The sequence below is a fragment of the Curtobacterium pomorum genome (genome assembly GCF_044497295.1).
Lineage (GTDB): Bacteria > Actinomycetota > Actinomycetes > Actinomycetales > Microbacteriaceae > Curtobacterium.
Map to the genome: position 1 here is coordinate 330,632 of NZ_CP172409.1, position 25,440 is coordinate 356,071.

Consider the following 25,440-nt stretch of genomic DNA (forward strand, 5'->3'; position numbering starts at 1 on the left):
GCTTGACGCGCCGCGTCGCCAGCGTTCTGCCGGCTCGTGGATCCCCACCACGTCGAGCACCGACCTCGATTCCCCGAAGAAGTGGAGCGCCCAGCGTGCCCAGTGCGACCCAGCCAGCGAAGATCATCCTCGACTGCGACCCCGGTCACGACGACGCCGTCGCCATCCTGCTGGCCCACGGCAACCCGGACATCGAGCTCCTGGCCGTCACCACCGTCGTCGGCAACCAGACCCTGCCGAAGGTCACCCGCAACGCCCTCGCCGTCGCGCGCATCGCCGGCATCACCGGGGTGCCGTTCGCCGCGGGCGCCGACCGTCCGCTCCTCCGCCAGATCGAGGTCGCGCCTGACATCCACGGCGAGAGCGGGCTCGACGGCCCGATGCTCCCCGAGCCGTCGTTCGACCTCGACGAGCGCCACGCCGTCGACCTGATCATCGACACCGTGATGGCGCACGAGCCCGGCACGGTCACGCTGGTGCCGACCGGCGGCCTGACGAACATCGCCCTCGCCGCCCGCAAGGAACCCCGCATCGTCGAGCGCGTCAAGCAGGTCGTGCTCATGGGCGGCGGCGTGCACGTCGGGAACTGGAGCCCCGTCGCCGAGTTCAACATCGTCATCGACCCCGAGGCCGCGTCGATCGTCTTCGAGGCCGGCTGGGACGTCGTGATGGTCGGCCTCGACCTGACCCACCAGGCCCTCGCCACCCCGGAGGTCGCCGCGCGCATCGCCGCCGTCGGCACCGCCCCCGCCGCGTTCGTCGGCGAGCTGCTCGACTTCTTCGGTCAGACCTACAAGGACGCGCAGGGCTTCGACGCCCCGCCGGTCCACGACCCCTGCGCCGTCGCGTACGTCATCGACCCGACCATCGTCCGCGCCGTGAAGGTCCCGATCCACATCGAGACCCAGGGCACCCTGACGCTCGGCATGACCGTCGCCGACTTCCGTGCGCCCGCACCGGAGGACTGCCGCACCAGCGCCGCGATGGAGCTCGACCACGGCCGCTTCTGGGACCTGGTCGTCGACGCCCTCGAACGCATCGGCGAGACCCCCGACACCGGTTGGACCCCTCGCCCCGCCACGACCACCGCCACGACCACGGAGATCTGAGAACCATGACCACCACATCGACGAAGAAGTCGATCGGCGCCCTGACCGCAGCGCTCCTCGCCGCGTGCATCGCGTTCCAGCTCAACGCGAGCATGCTCAGCCCCGCGCTGGTCACCATGGCGCGCGAGCTCAAGACCGACGACGCCACCATCGGGTTGTCGCAGACCCTGTACTTCACGCTCGCGGCGCTGTTCTCGCTGTTCCTGCCGCGCCTGTCCGACATCGTCGGCCGCAAGCGCGTCCTGATCGGCATGCTCGCCGTGATGCTCGTCGGCAGCATCGTCGCCGCGCTCGCGGTGAACGTGCCGATGCTGTTCGCCGGCAGGATCATCCAGGGCGTCACCGGCCCGGTCGTCCCGATCTGCCTGCTCGTCCTGCGCAACGAGATCGCCGACCCGAAGCGCTACGGCGCCGCGCTCGGCCTGCTCACCGCCGTGAACGGCGGCATCGCCGGTGTCGACGCGCTCGCCGGCGGCTGGATCGCCACGAACTTCGGGTTCCGAGGGATCTTCTGGGTCATCGCCGTCGTCACCGTCATCGCGCTGGCACTCGTCGCCGTGTGGGGTGTCGAGTCGAAGCCGTCCGCAGGCACCCGGATGGACTGGATCGGTGTCGTCCCCCTGGTGGTGAGCGTCGGCGCGCTGCTCACCGCGTTCAACGAGGCAGGCAAGCTCGGTGCCGCGAACCCGGCACTCGTGATCGGTGGCGTCGTCGTCGCACTCGCCGCCTTCGCGGTCTTCTGGGCGGTCGAGTCCCGGGTGCGGGAGCCGCTCGTCGAGACCCGCTTCCTGAAGCGTCGTGCCACGTGGGCGCTGCTGGCGACGACGTTCCTGACCATGACCGGCGTCTTCGCGGTCGTCAACGGTCTCGTCACGTCGCTCGCGCAGAACGGCGACGCCGGCTTCGGCATGGAGGCCGACCTCGCCTCGCTCGTGTTCCTCACCCCGTACGCGCTGGTCGGCTGGATCGTCGGTCCGTTCGCGGGACGCCTCGCACCGACCATCGGCTACCGGGCCGTGCTCCGCGTCGGTCTGGTCGGCAGCATCGTCTCGACGGTCCTGATGGCGCTCGTGGGCGTGCACTCGCTGCCGGTCCTGGTGACCGCGACCGTCCTGATCGGCATCACGTACGCCGGCATCGCGAACATCATCCTCAACGGCCTCGGCATCGTGCTCTCGCCGGAGTCGAACCCCGGTTTCCTGCCCGGCCTGAACGCCGGTGCGTTCAACCTCGGCGCCGGGGTCAGCTTCGCCGTGCTGCCGGCGCTGCAGATCGCGCTCGGGGTCGGCGGGTCCGCGGGCACCGCCGGGTACTCCGGTGGCATGCTGCTCGGTGCCGTGATCACGACCGCCGCGCTCGCGATCTCGTTCCTCATCCCCCGCCCGGAGAGCGCCGAGACCACGTCCGTCGCACCGCAGAAGGAGACCGTCCGGTGACCCAGACCATCGTGATCGTCGGATCGCTCAACGCGGACCTGGTGGTCCGGACCGAGCGGTTCCCGAAGCCCGGTGAGACCCTGCACGGGTCCGACCTGGCGATCCTGCCCGGTGGCAAGTCCGCCAACCAGGCGGTGGCTGCCGGGAGGCTCGGGGGCACGGTCCGCATGATCGGTGCGGTCGGCGACGACGGGAACGGTGCACTGCTCCGCGACTCCGTCGCGGCTGCGGGTGCGGACACCACGCACGTCGCCGTCCGGGAGGGCGTGGCCACCGGCACCGCCGTCATCACGGTCGACGGCGCCGGCGAGAACACCATCGTGATCTCCGCCGGCGCGAACGGCACGCTGTCGCCGGACGACGTGCCCACCGACGCCTTCGACGACGCCGGCGTGCTCGGCCTCTGCCTCGAGGTGTCGATCGACGTCGTCCTCGCGGCAGCCCGGGCAGCGCACGCCGCCGGCGTCACGGTGCTCACGAACCTGTCGCCCTTCGGCGCCGTCCCCGCCGAACTGCTCGAGCTGACCGACGTCCTGCTCGTCAACGAGCACGAGGCCGCCGAACTCGGCGAGCACGGCGTCGCGCGCTCCATCGTCACCCGCGGCGGCTCGGGGTGCGTCGTGCACGACGGCGACGACGAACCGGTCTCGATCGACGCCGTCCGGGTCGACCCGGTGGACACCACGGGCTGCGGTGACGCCTTCATGGGGTCGGTGGCCCTGCGGCTCGCGGCGGGGGACTCCCTCGTCGACGCCGCACGGTTCGCGGTGGGGGTCGGGGCGTACGCCGCGACCAAGGCGGGCGCGCAGGCCTCGTACCCGACCACGGCGGAACTCGACGCGTTCCTGCGGGCGGAGGACGGGCCTCCCGGCCGTTGATCGCCGGCCCGGCCGCTAGCGTTGTGCCATGCGCGTGGGAGTCCTCGACATCGGGTCCAACACCGGCCACCTGCTCGTCGTGGACGCCCACGGTGGCGCCGCGCCGCTGCCGGCGTCCTCGTTCAAGCAACCGCTGCGGCTGGCCGAGCACCTGGACGAGGCCGGCGCGGTGACGCCGCAGGGCGTCGACGCCCTGACGCGGTTCGTGGCGGACGCCGTCCGGGTCGCCGAGGAACGCGGCTGCGAGGACATGCTCGCCTTCGCGACCTCGGCCGTCCGCGACGCGGTGAACTCCGACGCGGTCCTCGCCCACGTCGAGTCCTCGACCGGTGTGGAGCTCGCCGTCCTGTCCGGTGGGGACGAAGCGCGGCTGACGTTCCTCGCCGTCCGGCGGTGGTTCGGGTGGTCCGCCGGACGGCTCGCGGTGTTCGACATCGGCGGCGGCTCGCTCGAGATCGCCGGGGGAGCCGACGAAGCGCCGGACGTCGCGTGGTCGATGCCGATCGGTGCGGCCCGGCTCGCCCGCTCGTACTTCGCGGCGGGCACCCCGACCGAGGACGACGTCCGTCGCATCCGCCACGAGATCCGCGTGGAGATCGCCCGCGACGCCGGCAAGCTGCTCCGCGCCGGGCGTCCGGACCGCGCCGTCGCGACCTCGAAGACCTTCCGGTCGATCGCCCGGATCTGCGGAGCGGCGCCGTCGGCCGCCGGTCCGCTCGTGCCGCGGGTACTTGACGGAGACGTGCTCCGGTCCAAGCTGCCGGCGTTGCTGACCATGTCGGTCGCCGAGCTGGCGGAGCTCCCAGGGGTGTCGGCGAGCCGGGCGCACCAGGTGGTGCCGGGAGCGCTCGTCGCCGAGGCCTGCCTCGACATCTTCGACCTGGCGGCACTGGAGGTCTGCCCGTGGGCGCTCCGCGAGGGCGTGATCCTCGAGCGGCTCGACCAGCTGTCGGTGTTGGGCAACTCCCAGTAGTGACCGTTATGGTCAGAGCATGACCAATTCGGACACTCCCCGCGCGCTCGTCCCCGGTGCCCTCTGGATGGTCGCGGGCGTCGGCTGGCTCGTCGGCGAAGCCGTCTCCGCATCGGCGTTCCCCGGCTACAGCTACGCGACGAACTACATCTCCGACCTCGGCGTCCCCGACGTCGGCGCGTTCCAGGGCCGGACGATCGACTCGCCGCTGCACGTGCTCATGAACACGACGTTCATCGGGCAGGGCATCCTGTTCGGCGTCGCCGCGGTGCTCGCCGTCGTGGTGTTCCGTGCCGCGTCACGCCGAGCGCGCGTGACGACAGCGGTCCTCGCCGTCGTCCACCTGATCGGGATGGTCCTGGTCGGGTCGTTCCACGGCAGCCAGACGAGCACCGACGGCGGCACGATCGTGTTCCACGTCCTCGGTGCCGCGGCAGCGATCACGACGGGCAACCTCGTCGCGATCACCGTCGGCATCGGGTCGCGTGCACTGCGGGCTCCGGCGGCCTACCGGATCGCGAGCGTCGCGCTCGGGATCGTCGGTCTCGTCTCTCTCGTGATGCTGGTGGTGGACTCGTCCTCGACGGTGGTCGACGTGTTTCCCGACGGCGTGTGGGAACGTGCTGCCGTGTACACGATCGTCGCGTGGGAGCTCGTCACCGGGATCACCCTGCTGGTCGCGGGGACCCGACGCCGGCGGGCGGCACGCGCCTCGGCGGTGCGCGCGTGATCCGCCCCGCGCGCCGTGCTCGGCCCTCCGCCGAGGAGATCACCGCCGACGTCCTCGACATCACCGCCGGTCTCGTCGCCCGCCGCGGCGTCAAGGACACCGCCGTGCAGGCCGTCGCCGACCAGGCCGGCTACTCGAAGGCGGGCATCCTCGCCCGGTTCACGAGCAAGGAGCAGCTCGTCGAGGCCGCGCTCGCGCAGTGCACCGCGCAGACCGACACGGTGCGCGAGGCGGTCCGGCAGATGCCGCTCGGTCCGGACCGCGACGCCGCGGCGCTGGCCGGGATCACCGACCTCGCACTGGCCCGGCCGGGGTGGGCGGAGCTCGCCCTCGCCGCGTTCACGCTGCGACGCGGTGACGACGTCGGTGAGCGGCTGGTCCCGGTGGCCGCGATCCTGCTCGAACTCTTCGGCCTGGACCTCGGCGACCGCGCGGCCGCGTCGCTCGACCGACGAGCCCGGGTGTCCGGTGCCTTCGGCGCGATCATGATGCTCGCGCTGACCTACGAGGACGACGCCTCGGCGACCGAGGCCCGGCCGTACGTGCTGCGGGTGGCGTGGGATGCGCTCGGGTACGGCGGCGACGTGCCCGGGATGGTCGGCTAGGTCCGTGTCGCCCGCTCGGACCGCGGCGGCGCGAGCAGCCACGGACGGATCAGCTTCGTCACGAACGGCAGCACCCAGAAGGTCATGATCGGCGTGAGCACGAGTGTCGTGATGAGCACCCGCGGCAGCGCTGCGAGTCCCGCGAACGACGGCACGAGCAGCCCGACCAGGATCGTGAAGACGAGGTTCACCGGGAAGAAGCCGAGCCAGATGCTCACCGCCTGCTTCCACCGCGGGGGCGCGCTCGAGGCCGGGGCATCCTGCGGGACGTCGAACCAGCCCTCGATGCCGGTGCGTTTCTCGACGCGGGACTCCACGACCAGGTCGCGCCCGAGGTCGAGCCAGCGGAGCCGGTCGTCGGAGTTCTCCCACGTGGCCAGGGAGTCGTGGTCGGCGAAGCGGTAGAGCATGTGCCACTCGCGGGACTGCGCCCTCGACCGGACCCACCCGGAGCCGAGGAAGCCCGGGTAGCGGTTGGCGAGGTTCACCCCGGACTGCACCCAGTGGGTGACCTCGGGGATGCGGTCGGGTTCGACCAGGCGGGTGATGGACACGGTGACGGGCGGGCCGGCGGTCTCGGGTGACGACTGCAGGCTCCCTGGCTCTTGTGGAGTCATGCGTCCAGTCTCGCGGACGCGTGTTACCGGCTCGTGTCGCGTGCTGCTAGCTCGCCTGCTTCTTCTCGGCGGGCGCCTTCTTGGCCGCGGGCTTCTTCGCGGGTGCTTTCTTTGCCGGCGCCTTCTTCTCGGTGGCCTTCGCGGGCGCGGTCTTCTTCGCCGGCGCCTTCGCAGCCGGTGCCTTCTTCGTCGAGCCGGACGTGCTGGAGTCGGAACCCGACGACGAACGCGAGCTCGACGCCGAACGCGACCCCGAGCCTCCTGTCCGCTTCTTGTCCACGGACGCACGCAGGGCGGCCATCAGGTCGAGGACGTCACCGCCCTCGCCCTCGTCGTCCTCGTCCTCCTTCGCGCCGAACGTCTTCTCGGTGTCGATGTCGTCACCGGCGTCGAGCTTGGCGTCGATGAGCTGCTGCAGTTCCTCTTGGTAGGAGTCGGTGTACCGGTCCGGGTCGAAGTCCGTCGACATGCTCTCGACCAGCGACGACGACATCTTCAGCTCGTTCGCGCTGACCTTCACCGACGAGTCCAGCGCCGTGAAGTCGGCGGCACGGACCTCGTCACCCCACAGCAGTCCCTGCAGCAGGATGACGTCGTCGTGCACACGGAGTACACCGAGCCGGGTCTTCTGACGCAGCGTGAACTGCACGATCGCGAGCCGGTCGGTCTTCGCCAGGGTCTCGCGCAGCAGCACGTAGGCCTTCGGCGAGCGCGAGTCGGGCTCCAGGTAGTACGTCTTCTCGAACATCATCGGGTCGACCTGGTCGACGGGCACGAACTCGAGCACCTCGACCTCGTGCGACTGCTCCTCGGGGAGCTGCTTGAAGTCGTCCGCGGTGAGCACCACGGTCTTGTCGCCGTCGTCGTAGGCGCGCTGGATGTCGGCGTACTCGACCTCGTGCCCGAACTCGCAGACGCGCTTGTAGCGGATGCGGCCCTTGTCCTCGTCGTGGACCTGGTGCAGGGACACGTCGTGCGTCTCGGTGGCCGCGTAGACCTTGATGGGCACGTTGACGAGCCCGAACGCGATGGAGCCCTTCCAGATCGACCTCATGCGCACATGATGCCCGTGTCCGCACTGGAGCGCCCGCAGCCGACGGGATCTCCACAGATCCGGGTTCGCTGGACCGTCGACCGGCCGACGCGAGCACGATGGGCGCATGAGCCAGCTCGACAAGCAGGACCCGCGTGAGCAGTTCCCGCGCCCGCCCTTCCCCGCGCAGACGCAGCAGGGGTCCGGGCTGGCGAGTGCCATGGACCCGCCGCCCGACCACGGCGAGGTCTCGTACCTCGGCACGGGGCGGATGCGCGGGTACCGCGTGCTCGTCACGGGTGCCGACTCCGGCATCGGCCGAGCGGCGGCGATCGCGATGGCGAAGGAAGGGGCCGACGTCGCACTGAACGCCCTGCCCGAGGAGATCGACGACCTGACCGAGGTCCGTGACGTCATCGCCGACCTCGGCCGCAACGCCGTGATGCTGCCCGGCGACCTGACGGACGAGGGCTTCTGCGACGAGCTCGTCCGGACCGCGGTGCGCGACCTCGGGGGACTGGACGCCCTGGTGCTGGTCGCCGGCCACCAGCTGGTGCACGAGGACGTCACCGAGCAGTCGACCGAGGACTTCGACCGCACGATGAAGGTCAACCTGTACTCGCTGTTCTGGCTGGTGCGGGCCGCCGTGCCGCACATGGCACCGGGCAGTGCCATCGTGACGACGAGCTCGGTGTCCGCCTACCAGCCGCAGGACCGCATGATCGACTACGCGGCGACGAAGGCCGCGATCATCACGTACACGAACGGCCTCGCGCGGCAGCTCGCGGCCAAGGGCATCCGGGCGAACACGGTGGTGCCCGGGCCGGTGTGGACGCCACTGCAGCCGATCAGCTACCCCGGCGACGAGATCGCGCGCTACGGCCAGGACACTCCGTTCGGGCGGCCGGCGCAGCCCGTCGAGCTCGGCAGCGCCTACGTGTACCTGGCGGGTCCGGAGTCGTCGTACACCTCGGGCACGACCCTGACGGTGGCGGGAGCGACCGGGGTGGCGCTGTGAGTCCGGCGTCCCGCAAGACCGTCGTCCTGGTCGGCGACCGGCGACTGGCGCTCACCAACACCGACAAGGTCCTCTACCCGGAGACCGGCACGACCAAGGGGCGGGTGATCGAGTACTACGAGCGCGTGGCGCCGTGGATGATCCCGCACGTCAAGGACCGCCCGGTCACCCGGAAGCGGTGGGCGAACGGCGTCGACGGCAAGGTCTTCTTCGAGAAGAACCTGCCGGACTCCGCCCCGGACTGGGTCCGTCACCACACCATCCACCACTCCGAGCACGACAACGAGTACCCGATCGTCGACGACCTGCCGACCCTCGTGTGGATGGCGCAGCAGGCCGCACTCGAGCTGCACGTGCCGCAGTGGCGGTTCGGTCCCCGTGGCGGGCAGCAGAACCCGGACCGTCTCGTGCTCGACCTGGACCCCGGCGAGGGAGTCGGCCTGCCCGAGTGCGTCGAGGTGGCCGTCGCGGCGCGCGAGATCCTGCACGGCATGGGCCTCGACCCGTACCCGGTGACCTCCGGTTCGAAGGGCATCCACCTGTACGCCGCCCTCGACGGTCGGTCGACCACGGCGAACGTCTCCGACGTCGCGCACGAGCTGGCGAAGGCACTCGAGCACGACCTGCCCGACCTGGTGCTGTCGTCGATGAGCCGGGCCGAGCGGACGGGCAAGGTCTTCGTCGACTGGTCGCAGAACAACGGCAACAAGACGACGATCGCGCCCTACTCGTTGCGCGGGCGCGAGCACCCGACGGTCGCCGCTCCCCGCACCTGGAAGGAGCTCGAGGAGCGCGGCCTCGCCCAGCTGACGCTGGACGAGGTGTTGGAGCGCCTGGAGGCCCGTGGGGACCACCTGCACCCGGTCGCGTCCGCCTCGTTGGCCGTCGGACGCGACGACCACGGGCACTGGGATGGCGACCGGACCGAACGTGCGAACGAGGCCGAGCAGCCGGCCCGCGACCGGCTCGCCGCCTACCGCGCGAAGCGTGATGCCTCGAAGACGCCGGAGCCGGTGCCCAAGGGGGCGCCCACGGTCCGGAAGGACGGCACCCCGACCTTCGTGATCCAGGAACACCACGCCACCCGCGACCACTACGACTTCCGGCTCGAGCACGACGGCGTGCTCGTGAGCTGGGCCCTGCCGAAGGGCGAACCGACCGACCCGGGCAAGAACCACCTGGCGGTGCAGACCGAGGACCACCCGCTCGAGTACGGCGAGTTCGAGGGCACGATCCCGAAGGACGAGTACGGCGGCGGCACGGTGACGCTCTGGGACGACGGCACGTACGAGCTGGAGAAGTGGCGCGAGGGCGAAGAGGTCATCGTCACCCTGCACGGCCGGACCGGCGGCGCTCGCCGACTGGCGCTCCTGCACACCCGCGGGCGGGGTGGCGCCGGGGACGAGAAGAACTGGCTCATCCACCGCACGAAGGAGCAACCCGACCGTCTGGCGGACGGCGGTGGCGCGGCAGACGCGGGGCGCGCCTCCCGGTCGACCGCCGCACACCGCGACGGGCAGCGGCGCATCACCGGAGCCAGCCGTGCGGACACCGCGCCGGCGGACCGACGGACCATGCAGGCCACACTGGCGAAGGACGCGCCCCGGCTGGACCCAGCCGACTGGGCGTTCGAGATGAAGTGGGACGGCGTCCGTGCACTCGCCACCGTCCGGGACGGCTCGGTCACGCTTCGCAGCCGGAACGACAACGACCTGACGGAGCAGTATCCGGAACTCCAGGAACTCGGCGACCGTGCCGGGGTCGACGGGGTCTTCGACGGTGAGATCGTCGCGTTCGACGACCGGGGCCGCCCGAGCTTCCAGCTCCTGCAGAACCGGATGGGCCTGACGAAGGCGCGCGAGGTGCGGGCAGCGCAGCAGGCGACCCCCGTGCGGTTCCTGCTCTTCGACGTGCTCGAGGCCGACGGGCACGAACTCACCCGCCTGGCGTACGACGCTCGTCGGCAGGCACTCGAGACCGTCGTGGAGCCCGGCGGGGTGATCGACGTGCCGCCGGCCTCGCAGGGCGACCTGGACGGCGTGATGGCGTCGTCGCGGGAGCAGGGCCTCGAGGGCGTCGTCGCGAAGAAGCGCAGCTCGAAGTACGCCGAGGGCAGGCGGTCCGAGGCGTGGCTGAAGCTGAAGCACCACGCCACGCAGGAAGTGGTGGTCGGTGGGTGGAAGCCGGGCAGCGGTCGTCGTGCGGGCGGGGTCGGCTCGCTGCTGCTGGGCGTACCCGGGCCGGACGGACTCGAGTACATCGGCAAGGTCGGCACGGGGTTCCGCGATCGCGACCTCGACGAGATCGCCGCAGCGTTGCGCCCGCTCGATCGGAAGACCTCGCCGTTCGTCGACGTCCCACGGGTCGACGCACGGGACGCGCAGTGGGTCACCCCGAAGCGGGTGGGCGAGGTCGAGTTCGCCGAGTGGACCGGCGACGGACGCCTGCGGCAGCCGTCCTGGCGGGGCTGGCGGCCGGACAAGGACCCCGAGGACGTGGTGCGCGAGCGCTGAGCCGCCCGCCCGCCCGCCCGCGCGCCGCGCCGCGCCGCGCCGCCCCGCCGCGCACGCGCTGGCTGGCTCCCGCGCTGATGCGTGCGCATGGGGTCCGCCCGTGGCGAAATTCCGTCCCCCGTCCGTTGCCCCGGCGGGGGACGTTTCGACCCGGTCGACCGCTGATCCGCCGCCGACTGTTACGTTCGCCGGGACGAAAGGGCCTGGGGATGAGCTCGAGCAACTACCTGCCGCCGTTCACGGCCGAGGAGCGCGTCGCGATCAACGGGGATCGTGCCGCACGGAGCCCGGTCGATCCGGGGACCGTGGTGACCGACACCGAGGTGACCTACGCGGACTTCCTCGCCGACGAGACCGACGAGTAGGCGAGTAGACGAGTAGGCGCGTCGGCGAGTGGACACCGGGGGCGGGGGAAGGCGACCCGTGCACCGGATCAGGGAGCGCACGGGCCGCCGTCGAGGCACCGTGACCGACCCTTCAGGGATGGCCGGCCACGGCGCGCTGGCACCAGACGCGCGGAGGCGCACCTGGTAGGCACGTACTAAGGACGTGACGAACGCCCGATTCGTCACACGAGAACCCGAGATCGCGCAGAGGAGCTGCTCCTGTCCAGCGACGAAGCCCTCGCGGCGTTGTCCGACGCGTCGCTCGTCGAGCGCAGCGCCGACGGCGACACGGCCGCGTTCGGGGTGTTGATCCGCCGGTACGGACCCCACATGCGGGCCTACGCGGCGCGGATCCTCGGGTACGGCGACGGGGAGGCCGACGACGCCGTCCAGGAAGCCGCCCTGCAGGCCTGGCAGCGCATCGACCGGGTCGAGGACCCGGAGCGGGTGCGCAACTGGCTGTTCCGCATCGCAGCGAACAAGGCGCTCGACCGGCTCCGCCGTCGGCACCCGCACGCGGACCTCGAAGCGATGGTCGACGCGCCGGACGAACGGCCCGTCGACGAGGTGGTCGCCGCCCGGATGCAGGTGCGGGAACTCGCGCGTATCGTGCAGGCACTCCCGGATGCACAGCGCGCCGTCTGGGTGATGCGCGAGGTGGGTGGGGCGCCCTACGCCGAGATCGCCGAGGCGACCGGGCTGTCCGCACCGACCGTCCGCGGGTTGCTCGCCCGTGCGCGGCGACGCGTGATCGAACAGATGGAGGGGTGGCGATGAGCGACGACGTCGACGACCGTCACGGTGCCTTCACGCTGGACGAACTCTCCGACTACCTCGACGCCGACCGGACCCCGGTCCGGGCCGACATCGAGGGTGATCCCGACGCCGTCGCCGCCCTCGAGCGGCTGCAGGTGCTGCGACGGGCATCACGGGACCTGCTCGACACCGAGGCGTCGGCTGACGGCGACGAGCGCTGGATCAGCTCGGTGCTCGCGTCCATCCGGACGACCGCCCACGCCGGACGGGACATCCCGGTCCCCGACGACGATCCCGCCGCGCACCTGGTCGTCACCGAGGGCGCACTGCGCGGGCTCGTCCGCACCCTCGGCGACGACGTCCCCGGCGTCGTCGTCCGTCGGACCCGCTTCAGCGGCGACGTCGGGGTCCCCGGCGGTGCCGTGGACGTCGACATCACCGTCGTGGCCACGCTCGAGGCATCGGTGTCGGACCGTGCCGAGGCGCTCCGCGCGCACGTCACCGCGGTGCTCGGTGCGCACGCACCGTTCAGGATCCGCAGCGTGGTCGTCCGCGTCGCCGACGTCGTGGTCGGAGGGACACCGTGACCGCCGACGTCCGCGCCGTCTCCCGTGATCTCACCGCGGTCGTCCTCGCGGTGTCCGGAGTCCGATCGGTGCTGCCGCCCGGACCCGGGCTCGCCACGCTCGTCCGCGACGTCCGCTCCGTGCTCGAGATCCCGCGGGACGGAGGGGCCGTGCTCGTCCAGGACCGGCCCGACGGAGCACGTGTCCGTGTGGTCGTCACGACCGACCGGGCCGTGCCGACGATCGCGGTCCTCCGGTCGGTGCGGGACGCCGTCGTGGCGGCCGCGCACCACTCCCTCGGTGCAGCGCCCTCCGACGTCACGGTCCGCGTCGTCGAGATCGACTGAACGTCAGGGAGCCGGTGCCGGTCCGTCCGTCGGCTCGGCATCGTCCGCGACGGGCAGGTCCTCGTCGACGAGCTCGTCCTCGCCGGGTTCGGACACCTCGGCCGCAGCGGCCTTGGCTTCGTCGATGGACTCCTGCGAGCGGCGGAGGAGATCGTCGTCGTGTGCTGTCTGGTCGCTCATGCTCCAGCAGGCTACGCGGGCGTGCCTGTGTCGGCGTCACGGCGTCCGGCCGGGCGGCGCGATCCCGGCTGGGTCACGCCGCGCGTGCCGGGGTGCGGCGGCTCGAAGTCGACCGCCGAGGTCGGCGCCGGCGACGAGGGCATCGCGGGCGCGGCCGGTGCGCCGTACGCGTCGGCCGCGTCGAGCACGGCGCGGGTCGCCGCCGCGGCCGTCCGGAGTGCGTCCCCGATGGGCATCGCCCGGTGGCCGGGCGTCCGGACCTCGACGCCCCACGGCTCGTCGAAGCCGAGCTCCCGCACCGTCCGCACGAGCCCCGGCAGGTCCCACGCGCCCGCTCCGGGCAGGTACCGCGCCTCGCGGGCCTCCTCGGACAGGGTCATGCCGGACGGGGTGTGCAGGAGCCCGTCGCTCAGTTCGACCGCCGCGAGCGTCGTGGGCGCGACACCCTGCCGGATCGACGCCAACGTGGATCCACCGCGCAGGGCGTGCATCGCGTCGAGCAGCAGCCCACCGTTCGGGTGGCCGGCCGCTGCGACGAAGCGTGCAGCCCGTTCGATCGTCGGCAGGTTCGACCACGGCTCGGGTTCGAGGACGAGTTGCGCACCGACGGTGGCGGCCTGGTCGGCGAGCACCGTCCAGTCGTCGGCCATCGTGATGGGCGAGGCTCCGGGCAACGACGTGTCGGCCCGAGCGATCACCTGCCAGGCACGGAGCGCCGCCGCCGCCTCGAGGACCACCCCGCGGTCGGCGTCGTCGTCGTCCGTCCGGCTCGTGCACGTCCACCAGCGGTCGAGCGGCCCCAGCTGGACCCAGACGATGCCCGCGCCGTCGAGCACGCGGCGGAGTTCGGCGAAGCCCGTCGTCGCGCGCACCTCGTGCAGGTCGTCGAGGGACAACGAGAGTCCCGCGAACCCTGCGGCACCGACCGCGTGGACGCGCTCACGGATGGTCTCGTCGCCCGCCCACGTCCACGACGTCGCCAGCAGATCGTGTTCCATCACGGCCGTACCTCCGTCATCCCGGAGCAGCTGCAGACGCCCGTCGCGATGGTCCTGCCCCGTGTGTGCGACGCCGCGATCCCCACCTGGCGTCGCACCAGGGATACCCGTCGCGCCTGCGAGCCCTCCCAGCGGCCCGTCACACCACGGAAACGCCGGTCAGACGATGCGGGTGCGGACCGTGCCGACGCCGGCGATGGTGCCGACGACCTGCTGCCCGGGCTCCAGGACACCGACCCCCTCGGGCGTCCCCGTCATGAGCAGGTCTCCGGGAGCGAGCGCCACGGACCGGGACAGCGCCGCGATGGTCTCCGCGACGGACCAGATCTGGTCGGCCAGGTCACCGACCTGTCGGCGTTCGCCGTCGACGACGAGCTCGATGCTGCCCGCGCTGGGGTCGATGCCCTGCGCCGGGGCGATCGTGCCGATCGGTGCCGAGGCGTCGAACCCCTTCGCCGTGTCCCACGGACGACCGAGGCGTTTGGCCTCGGCCTGGAGGTCGCGTCGGGTGAGGTCGATGCCGACCGCGTACCCCCAGACGTGGGCGAGCGCGTCGTCGACGCCGATGTCCGCGCCGCCGGTGCCGATCGCGACGACCAGTTCGACCTCGTGCTCGAGCTGCGCCGTCTGCGGCGGGTACGGGGTGTCCGCGTCGTCGACGACGACGGCATCCGCCGGTTTGGTGAAGAAGAACGGCGGCTCGCGGTCCGGGTCGTGTCCCATCTCGCGTGCGTGCGCCGCGTAGTTCCGGCCGACGCAGAAGACGCGTCGGACGGGGAAGCGTGCGCCCGTGGTCGTGGGGACGGTCGGGAGGCTCGGGGCCGGGATGACGAGGTCGGTCACGGTCCCAGCGTGGCAGGCTCGCAGGGCATCGGTTCAGCTCTCACCGAAGGACGCCTCGTACTTGAGCTTCCGCGCACGGGCGCGCTCCTGCCGTTCGCGCCACTCGATCCGCAGTTGCGCGAGTTCCTCTTCAGCGCCTTCCGCGCGCATGAGCGGCGCGTAGTGGGGGCTCGCAAGCAGCCGTGGCGTCGTCAGCTCTCGGTTGTCGAGCAAGCGCTTGAAGGCCTCATCGGTGAGCGTCGAGATCATCGTCCGTCCCTTCGTTCCTCGCTGCCTCGCATCGTCCGAGGTCGCGCGGTCGGCGACCCACGACCAACGCTGCCACCAGAGATCCCGGTGCCCCAAGAACTCGGTATTTCGCCGCCCAGCGCGCCCGTCGACGACCGACACGACCAACGCGCCGACGGCCACGAGGGCTCCGACCACCGAAACGACCGCACTCGTCAACGCGACATCCATGCAGACCAGCCTGACGCCACAGGACCGGCCACGCGGCGGGCGTGACCGGTCCTGTGGACGGTGATCCGGGCCTCCCGGCCTGTGCAGGAACGATCAGGCGGACGGGCCCTGCGGCCACCCCGAGAACTCCCACCCGTCGACGGACTCGTGGTCCTCGCCCTTGTCGTACGCGTAGGTGCGCGCTGCGTCCCGCGCTGCGGACAGCGTCGCGAGCAGATCGGCGTGCGCGTCGGCGTCCACCCGCGTCAGGGCGTCGTGCGCCAGCGCGAAGCGGTCCATCTCGTTCCGCATGAGCATGTCGAACGGCGACGTCGTCGTGCCCCGCTCCAGGAACCCGTGCACGTGCAGATCGTCGTGGCCGTTGCGGCGGTAGGTCAGCTGGTGCACGAGCGACGGGTACCCGTGGAACGCGAACACCGTCGGGGTCCCGGGCAGGAAGAGCTCGTCGTACCGCTCGTCGGGGATCGGGTGCTCGTGCTTCCGCGGGTCGCCGAGCGCGAGCAGGTCGACGACGTTGACGACCCGGACGCCGACCTCGGGCGCGTGCTTCCGGATGATGTCCGCGGCGGCGACGGCCTCGACGGTGGGGACGTCGCCGGCGCAGGCGAGGACCACGTCGACGCGGCCGACTTCCTGCTCGGTGCCGGCCCAGTCCCAGACCCCGAGGCCCGCGTCCACGTGGGCGACGGCGTCCTCGAGCGACAGGAAGACGGGCTCGGGGTGCTTCCCGGCGACGATCACCTCGATGCGGTCGGTCGTCTCGAAGGCGTGCGCCGCGACGGCGAGCAGGGTGTTGGCGTCGGCCGGCAGCTTGATCCGGACCAGGTCCTGCTGCTTCGACGCGACGACGTCGAGGAACCCGGGGTCCTGGTGGGAGAACCCGTTGTGGTCCTGCCGCCAGACGTGCGACGACAGCAGGATCGACAGGTTCGACACGGGTGCACGCCAGTCGATGTCGGTCGCGGACTCGAGCCACTTGGCGTACTGCCCGACCATCGAGTCGATGATGTGGGCGAACGCCTCGTAGGTGTTCAGGAGCCCGTGCCGGCCGGAGAGGACGTAGCCCTCGAGCATGCCTTCCAACAGGTGCTCGGACAGGACCTCGGTCACGCGTCCGCGAGCCCCGAGGTGTTCGTCGCCGACCGCGCGCTGCGCCCGCCACACCCGCGAGGTGACGTCGAAGACCGCGTCGAGCTTGTTCGAGATCGTCTCGTCGGGGCCGAAGAGCCGGAACGTCGACGCGTTCTGCGTGATCAGCGCTGCGAGCCACGGTCCGAGCGTGCCGGTGGCCGAGGCGGTCGAACCGGCCGGTACCCCGTACCCGTCGAGCGCGGGACGGTCGAGGGCCGTCCGGATGCGCCCGCCGTTGGCGTGGGGCGTCGCGCTCATCCGCTCGTCGCCGGTGGGACGGATCGTCGTCATGATCCCGAGGGGGTTCCCGTCCTCGTCGAAGAGCTCCTCGGGCCGGTAGGACCGCATCCACTCCTCGAGCTGGGCCCGGTGGCCGTCGTCCTCGCGGACGTTCGACAGCGGCACCTGGTGTGCGCGGAACGTCCCCTCCACCTGCTGACCGTCGACCTCCTTCGGCCCGGTCCACCCCTTCGGGGTGCGGAGGATGATCATCGGCCAGCGCGGGCGCAGGTCGGCGGCACCCGCGGGCTGTCCCGCCGCCGCGCGTGCTGCCTGGGCTCGAGCTGCTGCCTGGATGTCGTCGATGGCGGCGAGTGCCCGGTGGAGCGCACCGTCGAACAGGGCGTGCACGGCGTAGGGGTCGTCGTCGACCCGCCGCGAGTCGACCACGATCGGGTCGTAGCCGAGGCCGCGGAAGTACGCGGTCAGGTCCTCGCCGGGGATGCGGGCGAGGACGGTCGGGTTCGCGATCTTCCACCCGTTGAGGTTGAGGATCGGCAGCACGGCACCATCCGACACCGGGTCGAGGAAGGTGTGCGCCTGCCACGACCCCGCGAGCGGTCCGGTCTCCGCCTCACCGTCACCGACGACGCACGCGACCACCAGGTCGGGGTTGTCGAGGGCGGCCCCGTACGCGTGCGCGAGGGAGTAGCCGAGCTCGCCGCCCTCGTTGATCGACCCGGGCGTCTCCGGTGCCGCGTGCGAGGGGATCCCGCCGGGGAACGAGAACTGCCGGAAGAAGCGCTGCAGGTCGTCGTCGGCGTACAGCTCGCCCCAGGTGCCGTCGAGCCACGCGTTCGCGTTCATCGCCGGCCCGCCGTGTCCCGGGCCGCAGATGTACAGGAACTCGCGCCCGGTCTCCGCGATCAGGGCGTTGCAGTGTGCGTACACGAGGTTGAGGGCGGGGGAGGTGCCCCAGTGTCCGAGGAGCCGGGGCTTGATGTCGCCGGGCTCGATCGGCCGTTCGAGCAGCGGGTTGTCCAGCAGGTAGATCTGCCCGACCGTCAGGTAGTTGGCGGCTCGCCACCAGGCGTCGACCGCCCGGAGTCGGTCGGTCGTGGAGATGTGCGCAGGGGCCATGTCCCCACGCTACGAAACCCCGGCCCCGGAAACCTCAGGAAAGACGTTCCAAACCGATCGCGAGGGTGCGCCGAATGAGTTGCACAGGGCAAAAGCCCAGGGCGCTCTCCGGTCAGACATGGCCGGCACGCAGCTTCCACACAGCAAAGGAATCGATCACCATGCGCAAGAGCCTGAAGACCTCCATCACCCTCGCCACGACCGGCGCCCTCGTCCTCGGCGGTGCCGCGTTCGGCATCTCCTCCGCCCAGGCCGCCACCCCCTCGATCCACACCGTGTCGTCGTCGGAGTCGAAGATCCCCGCACCGGTCGCATCGGTCCCCGAGGTCCTCGGCGGCTCCACCGCCGTGAAGCTCGACTCCGGCTTCACCGACGCCCTCACCGCCCTGAAGCTCACCCCCGGCGTCTCGGGAGATGCGACCCTCGCCGACGGGTCCGTGTCGTTCCCGATCACCGCCGGATCCGTCACGTACTGGTCGCCGGACGGCAACTACCGCCCCTACGTGCAGGGCATGCTCAACCACGACGACTCCGGCCTCACGTTGAAGGCCGGCGACACCACCGTCACGCTCGAGAACTTCGTCGTGAACCCGGGCTCGTCCAAGCTCTACGGTGACGTCCTGGTCAACGGCAAGGTCGCCGCGTCCAACGCGTACCTGTTCGAGCTCTGGGGCGGTTCGCTCAAGCCCCTCCAGCTCGAGGGCGACAACGCCATCCTGACCGGCACCACCGTCCACGTCTCCGAAGACGCCGCCGGCCTGCTGAACAAGACCTTCGGCACCGACGCCGTCAAGCGCGGCCTCCTCGTCGGCACCGCCACCATCACCGCACAGATCAAGTAACACCCCGCACCACCACGCGAAGGGCCGCCCCGGACAACCGGGACGGCCCTTCGTCACGCTCAGCGACGGCGGCGCCACCACCGGCGAGGTCGGTCGTGAGACCCGGCCACCAGTGCAGCCGCAGCCGCAGCCGCTGCGGCCGCGGCGAGACGGGCCTCCCGTCGCTCCCGCCACGCGGTCACCTCGTCGTCGACGTCCCGCAGCGGCGTCACGACCGGCGGCCCACCGAGCAGTTGGCGTCGGGCTTCCTTCACCCGGGCGTTGAAGTCCACGAGGACATCGCGCACGTCGGCCTCCGTGGACAGCGCGTCGAGGGCATCGTCGAGCTCCGCGTCCTCGGTGCGGAGCGCGAGTGCGGGCGGTGCGATGCCGCGGATGTCCTCGCGTTCGATCTTGGAGCGGATCCACCAGTCCGGGTCGTGCTGCCCGTCGTTCCCGGGCAGCGGCTTGCCGTGGTACGGGTTGCCCTCGAAGACGCCTCGGCGCTCGGCCTCCTCGATCTGTGCCCGCGCATGCGCTGCGACGTCGGCGGCCTTCAGCAGCCGGCGTTCCTCGCGCACCTCGTCCGGATCGAGCGACCCCCGCTCGATCTCGCTGTCGACCAGCTGCTGGTAGCGGTACCGGGCGGCCCTCCTGAGCCGGTCCATCCGCGCATCGACGTCGTTCATGACCCCTCCGTGATCACGCCGAGTGGTCGTCCTCGCCAGTCAGCTCCTCGATCGTCAGCGCTGCCTGGATGAGCGCCAGGTGGGACAGTCCCTGCGGGATGTTCCCCATGAACGCTCCGTTCTCGCTGATCATCTCGCTGAACAGCCCGACGTCGTTCGCCTGGCCGACCATGTCGTCCATCAGCGTCCGCGCGTCGTCGATCCGGCCAGTGCAGGCCATCGCGGCCGCGAGCCAGAACGAACACGCGACGAACGGCGATTCCTCGTCCTCGATGCCGGAGTAGCGGTACACCAGCGGACCACGCTGCAGGTGCTCCTCGATCGCCCGGATGGTCGAGGCCATGCGCGGGCCGCGGTCGAAGGCGCTCATCGCGTGCAGCAGGATCGACGTGTCGAGCGCGTCCGAGCCCGGGTACATCACGTAGTGGCCGCGTTCCTCGTCCCACCCGTGCTCGGCGACCCACTGCTCGATGAGTTCGCGGTTCTCGATCCACTTGTCGCGGGGGCCGTCGATCATGCCGGCGTCGTGGAGTTCCACGGCGGCGTCGAGTGCCTGCCAGCAGCCGATCTTGCTCGTGACGTAGTGCTGGGTGTCCTCGAGCTCCCACATGCCGGAGTCCGGTTCCTCCCACCGGTGACAGGCGTCGTCGGCGAGCTGCTGCAGGACCGCGGCGGTCTTCCGGTCGAGGACGTTGCCGGCGGCCACGTACTGGCGCAGGATCTCGAAGACGTCGCCCCAGACCCCGAGCTGCAGCTGGTCGCCGGCCCGGTTGCCCACCGTGACCGGACCGATGCCGTTCCACCCGGGGACGTCGCGCTCCTCGACGTCGTCGCTCTTCGTGCCGTCGAGTTCGTAGAAGATCGGCATGTCCTCGTCGTGCTCGGCGATGGTGCGCATCACCCACGACACCGCCGCGTGGGTCTCCTCGCGCAGGCCGAACCGGGTCAGGGCGTGCACGGTGTACGACAGGTCGCGCACCCAGGCGAAGCGGTAGTCCCAGTTCTTGCCGCCCGTCTGGTCTTCGGGCAGGCTCGTGGTCGGTGCCGCCGCGATCGCGCCGGTCGGCGAGAAGATGAGCAGCTTCAGGGCGAGGGCGCTCCGCTGCACCGCTTCGGCCCAGGGGCCGTCGTAGGAGAACTCCTCGGACCAGGTCGCCCAGTTGGCGATCGTCCGGTCCATCGCGGCGAGCGCGCTCTCCGGCCGCGGCATGAAGATCGGCTCGTCGTGCGTGCCGACGATGGTCAGGATGTGCTTCGAGCCCTCGTCAGCGGTGAACCGGCCGGAGAAGCGCGGGCCGTCGTCGTGCGCCGGGTGGAACCCCTGCTCGACGATGGCGATCGTGATGCCGTCGATGCCGATGACGGCGCCGTTCGCGGTGTCGAGGCGCTTCGGCTCGGCGGTGCCCAGCAGGGTGCCGGGCACCACCGCCCACTCGAACTCCACGGAGCCGCTGACCCCCTGGACACAGCGCGCGACCTCGGCCCACGGCAGGCGTCCGGCGACGCCGGTGACCATAGCGTCCGTCACGGTGGCCTGCCCGGACGAGGTCGTCCACGTGGTGACGAGGACGTTGGTCCCCGGCAGGTACTCGCGGGAGACCTCGGCCGACCGGTCCACCGGGCGGAGCGCCACGTGGCCGCCGTGCTCGGCGTCGAGGATGCTCGCGAACACGGGCGGTGAGTCCATCGAGGGGATGGGCAGCCAGTCGATCTGCCCGTCGCGGGCGATGAGCGCGACGGTCCGGCCGTCCCCGATCGCTCCGTAGGTGCGGAGCGGGGCGTACCCGTCGGTGCGTGCGTGGGTGTCGACCGCGTCGAGGGTGTCTTCGGTGCGCTCCGTCATGCACCCAGCCTGCCCGCGCCCGAGGCGCGACCATCAGGCGGACGTACCCCGCTGTGGCTGTGCACGAGTCGCGACACGCCCGGGTGAGTTGCGCATCCCGGGCGTGTCGCACTACTGTCGCTCTCCTGCCCATCGGCAGGAACGCCCGCGGCACCAACGCCGTCGGCAGGACCGCCCGCCCCGGGCACACCGGAAGGACCGCGCATGCGCGCCGTGCAGCACAACGAGGAACGCGTCGAGCTCCAGCTCGCCGCGGCCGCCGTGCTGCCCGAGCAGCAGCGGTCCCTCCGCTATCCCGCGTAGGCACGCGACGTCCCACGACGCCCCGTGCCCACCCGGCCCGGGGCGTTCGTCATCACCGCTTCCTCCCGTCCGTCCGCCACGTCCGGCGACGACCAGGAGGCGCGGCGTTCGACCGTCTCGGACCGTCACCTCGACCGTCACGAAAGCGAGACGACACCATGGAGAAGATCAACGACCGATTGCTCAGCTGGGCCTCGATGCTCGAGGACAACACCGAGCAGCAGGCCCGCACGACCGCGCGCATGCCGTTCGTGTTCCCGCACCTGGCCCTCATGCCCGACGCCCACCTGGGCCTCGGGGCCACCGTCGGGTCGGTCATCCCGACCCTCGGCGCGGTCATGCCGGCAGCCGTCGGCGTGGACATCGGCTGCGGCATGATCGCGGTCCGCACGCAGTTCACCGCCGCCGACCTGCCCGCCGACCTGCAGGGCCTGCGCGAGCAGATCGAGCGCGCGATCCCGCTGTCGGCCGGTGCGTCGAACCGGAAGATCGTCGCGACCGCCGCGCCGCGGATCGCCGAGCTCGAGGCCATGGCCGAGACCGCCGGGTTCGACCCCACGCAGGTGCACGGTGGCTGGCGGAACCAGCTCGGCACGCTCGGCTCCGGGAACCACTTCATCGAGGTCTCCCTCGACGAGGAGGACCGGGTCTGGCTCTTCCTGCACTCCGGGTCGCGGGGAGTCGGCAACAAGATCGCGCAGCGCCACATCACGGTCGCCAAGCGGCTGATGGAGCGGTGGTGGATCCAGTTGGCCGACCCCGACCTGGCGTACCTGGTCGAGGGCACGCCGGAGTTCGACCGGTACATCGCCGAGCTGCGGTGGGCCCAGCACTTCGCCCTGCTCAACCGCGAGGAGATGATGGACCGCGTCGTCCGGCAGCTGTCCGAGGCCGTCGGCACCCCGGTCGACGAGCAGGAGCGGATCAACTGCCACCACAACTTCACGCAGCGTGAGACCCACTGGGGCAAGTCCGTGTGGGTGTCGCGGAAGGGTGCGATCCAGGCGAAGGCCGGTCAGCCCGGCCTGATCCCCGGGTCGATGGGCACCGCGTCGTACGTGGTCGAGGGGCTCGGCAACAAGCCCTCGCTCGAGTCGTCCCCGCACGGTGCGGGTCGGCTGTTCTCGCGGAGCGCGGCCCGGCGGACCTTCACCCACGAGCAGCTGCGCGAGGCGATGGTCGGCATCGAGTACCGCGACACCGACGCGTTCCTCGACGAGATCCCCGGCGCGTACAAGCCGATCGACCAGGTCATGGCGGACGCGTCGGAGCTCGTGTCGATCCGGCACACGCTGCGGCAGGTCGTCAACGTGAAGGGGGACTGACGTGATGGTCGCGACCCTGTCCGACGTCCTTCGTGCCGTCGAGTCCGCGTGGGCGGCCCGGCCCGAGCGTGGCGTCTCGTGGCCGGCCCCTCATCCGGACCGCGCTCCGCTGGACGAGGAGTACTCCCGCGTCACGGACCCCGAGCGGTACCTCGTGGTCGGTGCACGCGTCCAGGCCTGGGTCGAGGCGCTCACCGGCCTCGGACTGGCCCGCCGGGCCGAGGGGCCCGAAGGTGCCCTCCGGCTCGTCCCGGTCGTCGACGGCGCGCTGGTGCTCGACGTCGACGTGCGGTCGATGGACGGGGTGCCGGGCACGGTCGTCGACCTGCTCGTCGGGGATCCAGCCGTCGTGGTCGGATCACAGCCGGATTGCGGGTGCGATGCCTGCGACGACGGCTCCGAGAGTCTGCTCGAGGCGGTCGACGAGATGTTCGTCGGGATCCTCGGTGGCGGGTTCGTCCTCATCGACTCGAAGCGCTCGACGATCATCGCGACGGCAGACGGTTGGAGTGCGTCGGGCGACACCGGCGACACGGAGGCAGTGATCGCCGGAGCGCGTCGCGGCGAGCGACGTCGGGGTCGGCGCACCCTGGTCGGCGCGGCCTGGTGGCATCGCTGACGACGCGTACGGGGTGAGACGACGGGAGGCGCGGGTGCGGCCCGCCCCGCGCCTCCCGTCCGGCGGCGGGTCGGCCCCACTGCCCGGCGCGGCCCGGACAGACCGGCCCGCGTCGGGCACGCTTGACCGGATGAGCGACACAGCAGAGCACGCAGCACAGGAGACCGGACGACAGGTCCGACGAGCGGCGGACAGCCGCTGGTTCGAGCTGACCGCTCGCGCCGGCTTCGTCGGCAGCGGCATCGTCCACCTGCTGATCGGCTACCTCGCGATCCTGCTGGGCATCGGCAACGCGTCCTCCGGCGGTGAGACCGACCAGTCCGGAGCACTGCAGCAGATCGCCGCGGTCCCCGGTGGGGTGTTCCTGCTCTGGCTGATCGCGATCGGCACGGCCGCACTCACCGTGCGTCTGGTCGTCGAGGCGATCGTCGGCGGTCGTTCAGACACCACCCGGGGCTGGCTCGCCCGGCTCAAGGACGTCGCGAAGGCCGTGGTCTACGGGATCATCGCGTACTCGTCGGCCTCGTACGCCCTCGGCGCCGGGTCGAGTTCCAGCAGCTCGTCGCAGAGTGCCGCGGCGAAGACCCTCGCGACGCCCGGCGGGGTGTTCGTGCTGCTCCTCGCCGGCGCGATCGCGGTCGCGGTCGGCATCGGGCTCGTGGTGATCGGCTGCCGCCGGTCGTTCCGCAAGCAGATCACGCGACCGTCGGGCCAGCTCGACCGGGTCGTCACCGTGCTCGGGGTCGTCGGGTACGTCGGCAAGGGCATCGCCGTGGTCATCGTCGGCGTGCTCATCGGCGTGGCCGGACTGCGGAGCGACCCCGACCAGGCGACGGGCCTCGACGCGGCGTTCGACGCGGTGCGCTCGATGCCCGGCGGCGTGTTCGTCCTGGTCGCGATCGGCATCGGGTTCCTCGCCTTCGGCGTCTACAGCTTCTTCCGCGCGCGGTACGCCCGCCTCTGACGTGCCGGGCGAGGTGGCCCCGGCTGAGGGAGCACGGAGCCGACGCCGGTAGACCGGTCCGATGAGCACCAGCGTGACGACCGGACCCGCGACCGTCTTCTCCGACGCCCGGGCGGTCCTCGCCGAGAGCATCGTGTGGGACCCGTCGGCGCAGCTGCTCCGGTGGACCGACATCACCCTCGGCACCCTCGTCACCGCGCGGGCCGACGGCACCGTCGTGTCGACCGTCCCGCTCCCGCCGCCGCTCGCGAGCTTCCAGCCGCGGGCGTCCGGTGGGTTCGTCGCGGCCCTCGGCGACACCGTCGTCGTGACCGACGAGCACGGGTCGATCGAGCGTGAACTCACCCGCGTCGAGCACGCCACCGCCGGTCTCCGCTTCAACGAGGGCAAGTGCGACCCGTTCGGCCGGTTCCTGGTCGGCAGCATGAACCTGACGACCGGGGAGCCCGACGGTGCGCTCTACTCGGTCGAGGCCGACGGCACGACGCGGCTGCTCCGTGGCGGCTTCGGCGTGACGAACGGCTTCGAGTGGTCGGACGACGGCACCGTGATGTACGTCACCGACACGAGCGCGTCGACGATCTACCGTGGTTCCTACGGTCCTGACGGGGAACTCGGCGAGCTCGAACCGTTCGTCGTCGGCAACGCGCACGACGGTCTGGTCCGCGACGACGAGGGCTGCTCCTGGAGCGCGATCTACGGCGGCGGCCGGGTGGAGCGGTACGGCCCGGACGGGTCGCACCTCGAGACCGTGGAGCTGCCGACCCCGAACGTGACGTCGGTGGCCTTCGGCGGCCCGGACATGTCGACCCTGTTCGTCGCCTCGGCGCGGGAGAACCTCACCGAGGAGCAGCTCGAGCAGCACCCGTCCTCGGGGGCGATCCTCGCGGTGCCGACCCGGGTGCACGGCTTCCCCGCGAACACCTTCAGCGGCTGACC

The 25,440-nt window shown here is 71.5% G+C and carries 26 protein-coding genes; 17 read left to right on the forward strand and 9 right to left on the reverse strand.

What is annotated here, in order from left to right; translation table 11 throughout:
• Window positions 1–95: 95 nt before the first annotated feature.
• Genes ACGH48_RS01665 through ACGH48_RS01690 form a run of 6 tightly spaced genes read left to right on the forward strand, consistent with a single transcriptional unit; the run spans window position 96 to window position 5,731 of the window.
• The gene (locus ACGH48_RS01665) at window positions 96–1,109 is read left to right on the forward strand and encodes a nucleoside hydrolase (protein WP_396289959.1); all 1,014 of its coding nucleotides are present in this window, start codon (window positions 96–98) and stop codon (window positions 1,107–1,109) included.
• A 5-nt stretch (window positions 1,110–1,114) separates the two neighbouring features.
• Window positions 1,115–2,545: an MFS transporter gene (locus ACGH48_RS01670; protein ID WP_123310749.1), complete on the forward strand. Its 1,431-nt coding sequence runs from the start codon at window positions 1,115–1,117 to the stop codon at window positions 2,543–2,545.
• Entirely contained in the window at window positions 2,542–3,423 is an 882-nt protein-coding gene (locus ACGH48_RS01675; protein ID WP_396289960.1) for a ribokinase, read from the forward strand. The genes ACGH48_RS01670 and ACGH48_RS01675 overlap by 4 nt, the downstream gene beginning before the upstream one ends.
• Window positions 3,424–3,451: 28 nt before the next feature.
• The gene (locus ACGH48_RS01680; RefSeq protein WP_396289961.1) at window positions 3,452–4,396 is read left to right on the forward strand and encodes a Ppx/GppA family phosphatase; all 945 of its coding nucleotides are present in this window, start codon (window positions 3,452–3,454) and stop codon (window positions 4,394–4,396) included.
• 19 nt (window positions 4,397–4,415) lie between these two features.
• Entirely contained in the window at window positions 4,416–5,126 is a 711-nt protein-coding gene (locus ACGH48_RS01685) for a DUF998 domain-containing protein (RefSeq protein WP_396289962.1), read from the forward strand.
• Window positions 5,123–5,731 carry a TetR/AcrR family transcriptional regulator gene (locus tag ACGH48_RS01690; RefSeq protein WP_396289963.1) on the forward strand — a complete coding sequence of 203 codons (609 nt, stop codon included), beginning with the start codon at window positions 5,123–5,125 and terminating at the stop codon, window positions 5,729–5,731. Before ACGH48_RS01685 ends, ACGH48_RS01690 begins: the two co-directional genes overlap by 4 nt.
• Here the strand turns inward: ACGH48_RS01690 and ACGH48_RS01695 are convergent.
• Both ACGH48_RS01695 and ACGH48_RS01700 read right to left on the reverse strand, forming a co-directional pair.
• Window positions 5,728–6,348, reverse strand: coding sequence for an antibiotic biosynthesis monooxygenase (locus ACGH48_RS01695; RefSeq protein WP_340195979.1), 621 nt, complete (start codon window positions 6,346–6,348; stop codon window positions 5,728–5,730). The two genes, ACGH48_RS01690 and ACGH48_RS01695, sit on opposite strands and share 4 nt — an antisense overlap.
• Window positions 6,349–6,394: 46 nt before the next feature.
• Entirely contained in the window at window positions 6,395–7,402 is a 1,008-nt protein-coding gene (locus ACGH48_RS01700) for a Ku protein (RefSeq protein ID WP_396289964.1), read from the reverse strand.
• Between the two features lie 106 nt (window positions 7,403–7,508).
• On the opposite strand from ACGH48_RS01700, the gene ACGH48_RS01705 reads away from it, so the two are divergent.
• From ACGH48_RS01705 to ACGH48_RS01730, 6 genes are all read left to right on the forward strand, one after another.
• On the forward strand, window positions 7,509–8,399 hold the full coding sequence (locus tag ACGH48_RS01705; protein ID WP_396289965.1) for an SDR family oxidoreductase: 891 nt from the start codon (window positions 7,509–7,511) through the stop codon (window positions 8,397–8,399).
• A complete protein-coding gene (locus ACGH48_RS01710; protein WP_396289966.1) occupies window positions 8,396–10,912 on the forward strand; it encodes an ATP-dependent DNA ligase in 2,517 nt (838 codons plus the stop codon). Before ACGH48_RS01705 ends, ACGH48_RS01710 begins: the two co-directional genes overlap by 4 nt.
• 209 nt (window positions 10,913–11,121) lie before the next feature.
• On the forward strand, window positions 11,122–11,277 hold the full coding sequence (locus ACGH48_RS01715; RefSeq protein WP_396289967.1) for a hypothetical protein: 156 nt from the start codon (window positions 11,122–11,124) through the stop codon (window positions 11,275–11,277).
• A 267-nt stretch (window positions 11,278–11,544) separates the two neighbouring features.
• Window positions 11,545–12,075 (forward strand): sigma-70 family RNA polymerase sigma factor, encoded by a 531-nt coding sequence (locus ACGH48_RS01720; protein ID WP_340195976.1) that lies wholly within the window; start codon window positions 11,545–11,547, stop codon window positions 12,073–12,075.
• On the forward strand, window positions 12,072–12,641 hold the full coding sequence (locus tag ACGH48_RS01725; protein ID WP_148061695.1) for a hypothetical protein: 570 nt from the start codon (window positions 12,072–12,074) through the stop codon (window positions 12,639–12,641). Before ACGH48_RS01720 ends, ACGH48_RS01725 begins: the two co-directional genes overlap by 4 nt.
• Window positions 12,638–12,967, forward strand: coding sequence for a hypothetical protein (locus ACGH48_RS01730; protein WP_396289968.1), 330 nt, complete (start codon window positions 12,638–12,640; stop codon window positions 12,965–12,967). The genes ACGH48_RS01725 and ACGH48_RS01730 overlap by 4 nt, the downstream gene beginning before the upstream one ends.
• A 3-nt stretch (window positions 12,968–12,970) precedes the next feature.
• Here the strand turns inward: ACGH48_RS01730 and ACGH48_RS01735 are convergent, their stop codons facing one another.
• The 5 genes from ACGH48_RS01735 to ACGH48_RS01755 form a co-directional block, all read right to left on the reverse strand.
• Complete coding sequence (locus tag ACGH48_RS01735; RefSeq protein ID WP_185021246.1) at window positions 12,971–13,147, reverse strand: hypothetical protein; 177 nt, start codon at window positions 13,145–13,147, stop codon at window positions 12,971–12,973.
• 11 nt (window positions 13,148–13,158) lie between these two features.
• Window positions 13,159–14,145 carry a sugar phosphate isomerase/epimerase gene (locus tag ACGH48_RS01740; protein WP_123310727.1) on the reverse strand — a complete coding sequence of 329 codons (987 nt, stop codon included), beginning with the start codon at window positions 14,143–14,145 and terminating at the stop codon, window positions 13,159–13,161.
• A 159-nt stretch (window positions 14,146–14,304) separates the two neighbouring features.
• Window positions 14,305–14,988, reverse strand: coding sequence for a fumarylacetoacetate hydrolase family protein (locus tag ACGH48_RS01745; RefSeq protein WP_396289969.1), 684 nt, complete (start codon window positions 14,986–14,988; stop codon window positions 14,305–14,307).
• Between the two features lie 33 nt (window positions 14,989–15,021).
• On the reverse strand, window positions 15,022–15,237 hold the full coding sequence (locus tag ACGH48_RS01750) for a hypothetical protein (protein ID WP_111085822.1): 216 nt from the start codon (window positions 15,235–15,237) through the stop codon (window positions 15,022–15,024).
• A gap of 303 nt (window positions 15,238–15,540) precedes the next feature.
• A complete protein-coding gene (locus ACGH48_RS01755; protein WP_396289970.1) occupies window positions 15,541–17,937 on the reverse strand; it encodes a phosphoketolase in 2,397 nt (798 codons plus the stop codon).
• A gap of 161 nt (window positions 17,938–18,098) precedes the next feature.
• Here ACGH48_RS01755 and ACGH48_RS01760 point away from each other — a divergent pair, with 161 nt between their 5' ends.
• A complete protein-coding gene (locus ACGH48_RS01760; protein ID WP_123310723.1) occupies window positions 18,099–18,779 on the forward strand; it encodes a hypothetical protein in 681 nt (226 codons plus the stop codon).
• 59 nt (window positions 18,780–18,838) lie between these two features.
• On the opposite strand, the gene ACGH48_RS01765 is transcribed toward ACGH48_RS01760, so the two are convergent.
• Window positions 18,839–19,447 carry a DUF1992 domain-containing protein gene (locus tag ACGH48_RS01765; protein WP_396289971.1) on the reverse strand — a complete coding sequence of 203 codons (609 nt, stop codon included), beginning with the start codon at window positions 19,445–19,447 and terminating at the stop codon, window positions 18,839–18,841.
• A 13-nt stretch (window positions 19,448–19,460) separates the two neighbouring features.
• Complete coding sequence (locus tag ACGH48_RS01770; RefSeq protein WP_123310720.1) at window positions 19,461–21,290, reverse strand: glycoside hydrolase family 15 protein; 1,830 nt, start codon at window positions 21,288–21,290, stop codon at window positions 19,461–19,463.
• 461 nt (window positions 21,291–21,751) lie between these two features.
• On the opposite strand from ACGH48_RS01770, the gene ACGH48_RS01775 reads away from it, so the two are divergent.
• The 4 genes from ACGH48_RS01775 to ACGH48_RS01790 all read left to right on the forward strand — a co-directional run bounded on the left by ACGH48_RS01775 (window position 21,752) and on the right by ACGH48_RS01790 (window position 25,438).
• Complete coding sequence (locus tag ACGH48_RS01775) at window positions 21,752–22,918, forward strand: RtcB family protein (protein ID WP_396289972.1); 1,167 nt, start codon at window positions 21,752–21,754, stop codon at window positions 22,916–22,918.
• 4 nt (window positions 22,919–22,922) lie between these two features.
• Window positions 22,923–23,537 carry a DUF6226 family protein gene (locus tag ACGH48_RS01780; protein WP_396291147.1) on the forward strand — a complete coding sequence of 205 codons (615 nt, stop codon included), beginning with the start codon at window positions 22,923–22,925 and terminating at the stop codon, window positions 23,535–23,537.
• A 130-nt stretch (window positions 23,538–23,667) separates the two neighbouring features.
• Window positions 23,668–24,501, forward strand: a complete 834-nt coding sequence (locus ACGH48_RS01785) for a DUF1206 domain-containing protein (RefSeq protein ID WP_123310716.1) — start codon at window positions 23,668–23,670, stop codon at window positions 24,499–24,501.
• Between the two features lie 61 nt (window positions 24,502–24,562).
• Window positions 24,563–25,438, forward strand: a complete 876-nt coding sequence (locus ACGH48_RS01790) for an SMP-30/gluconolactonase/LRE family protein (protein ID WP_396289973.1) — start codon at window positions 24,563–24,565, stop codon at window positions 25,436–25,438.
• Window positions 25,439–25,440: the final 2 nt, after the last annotated feature.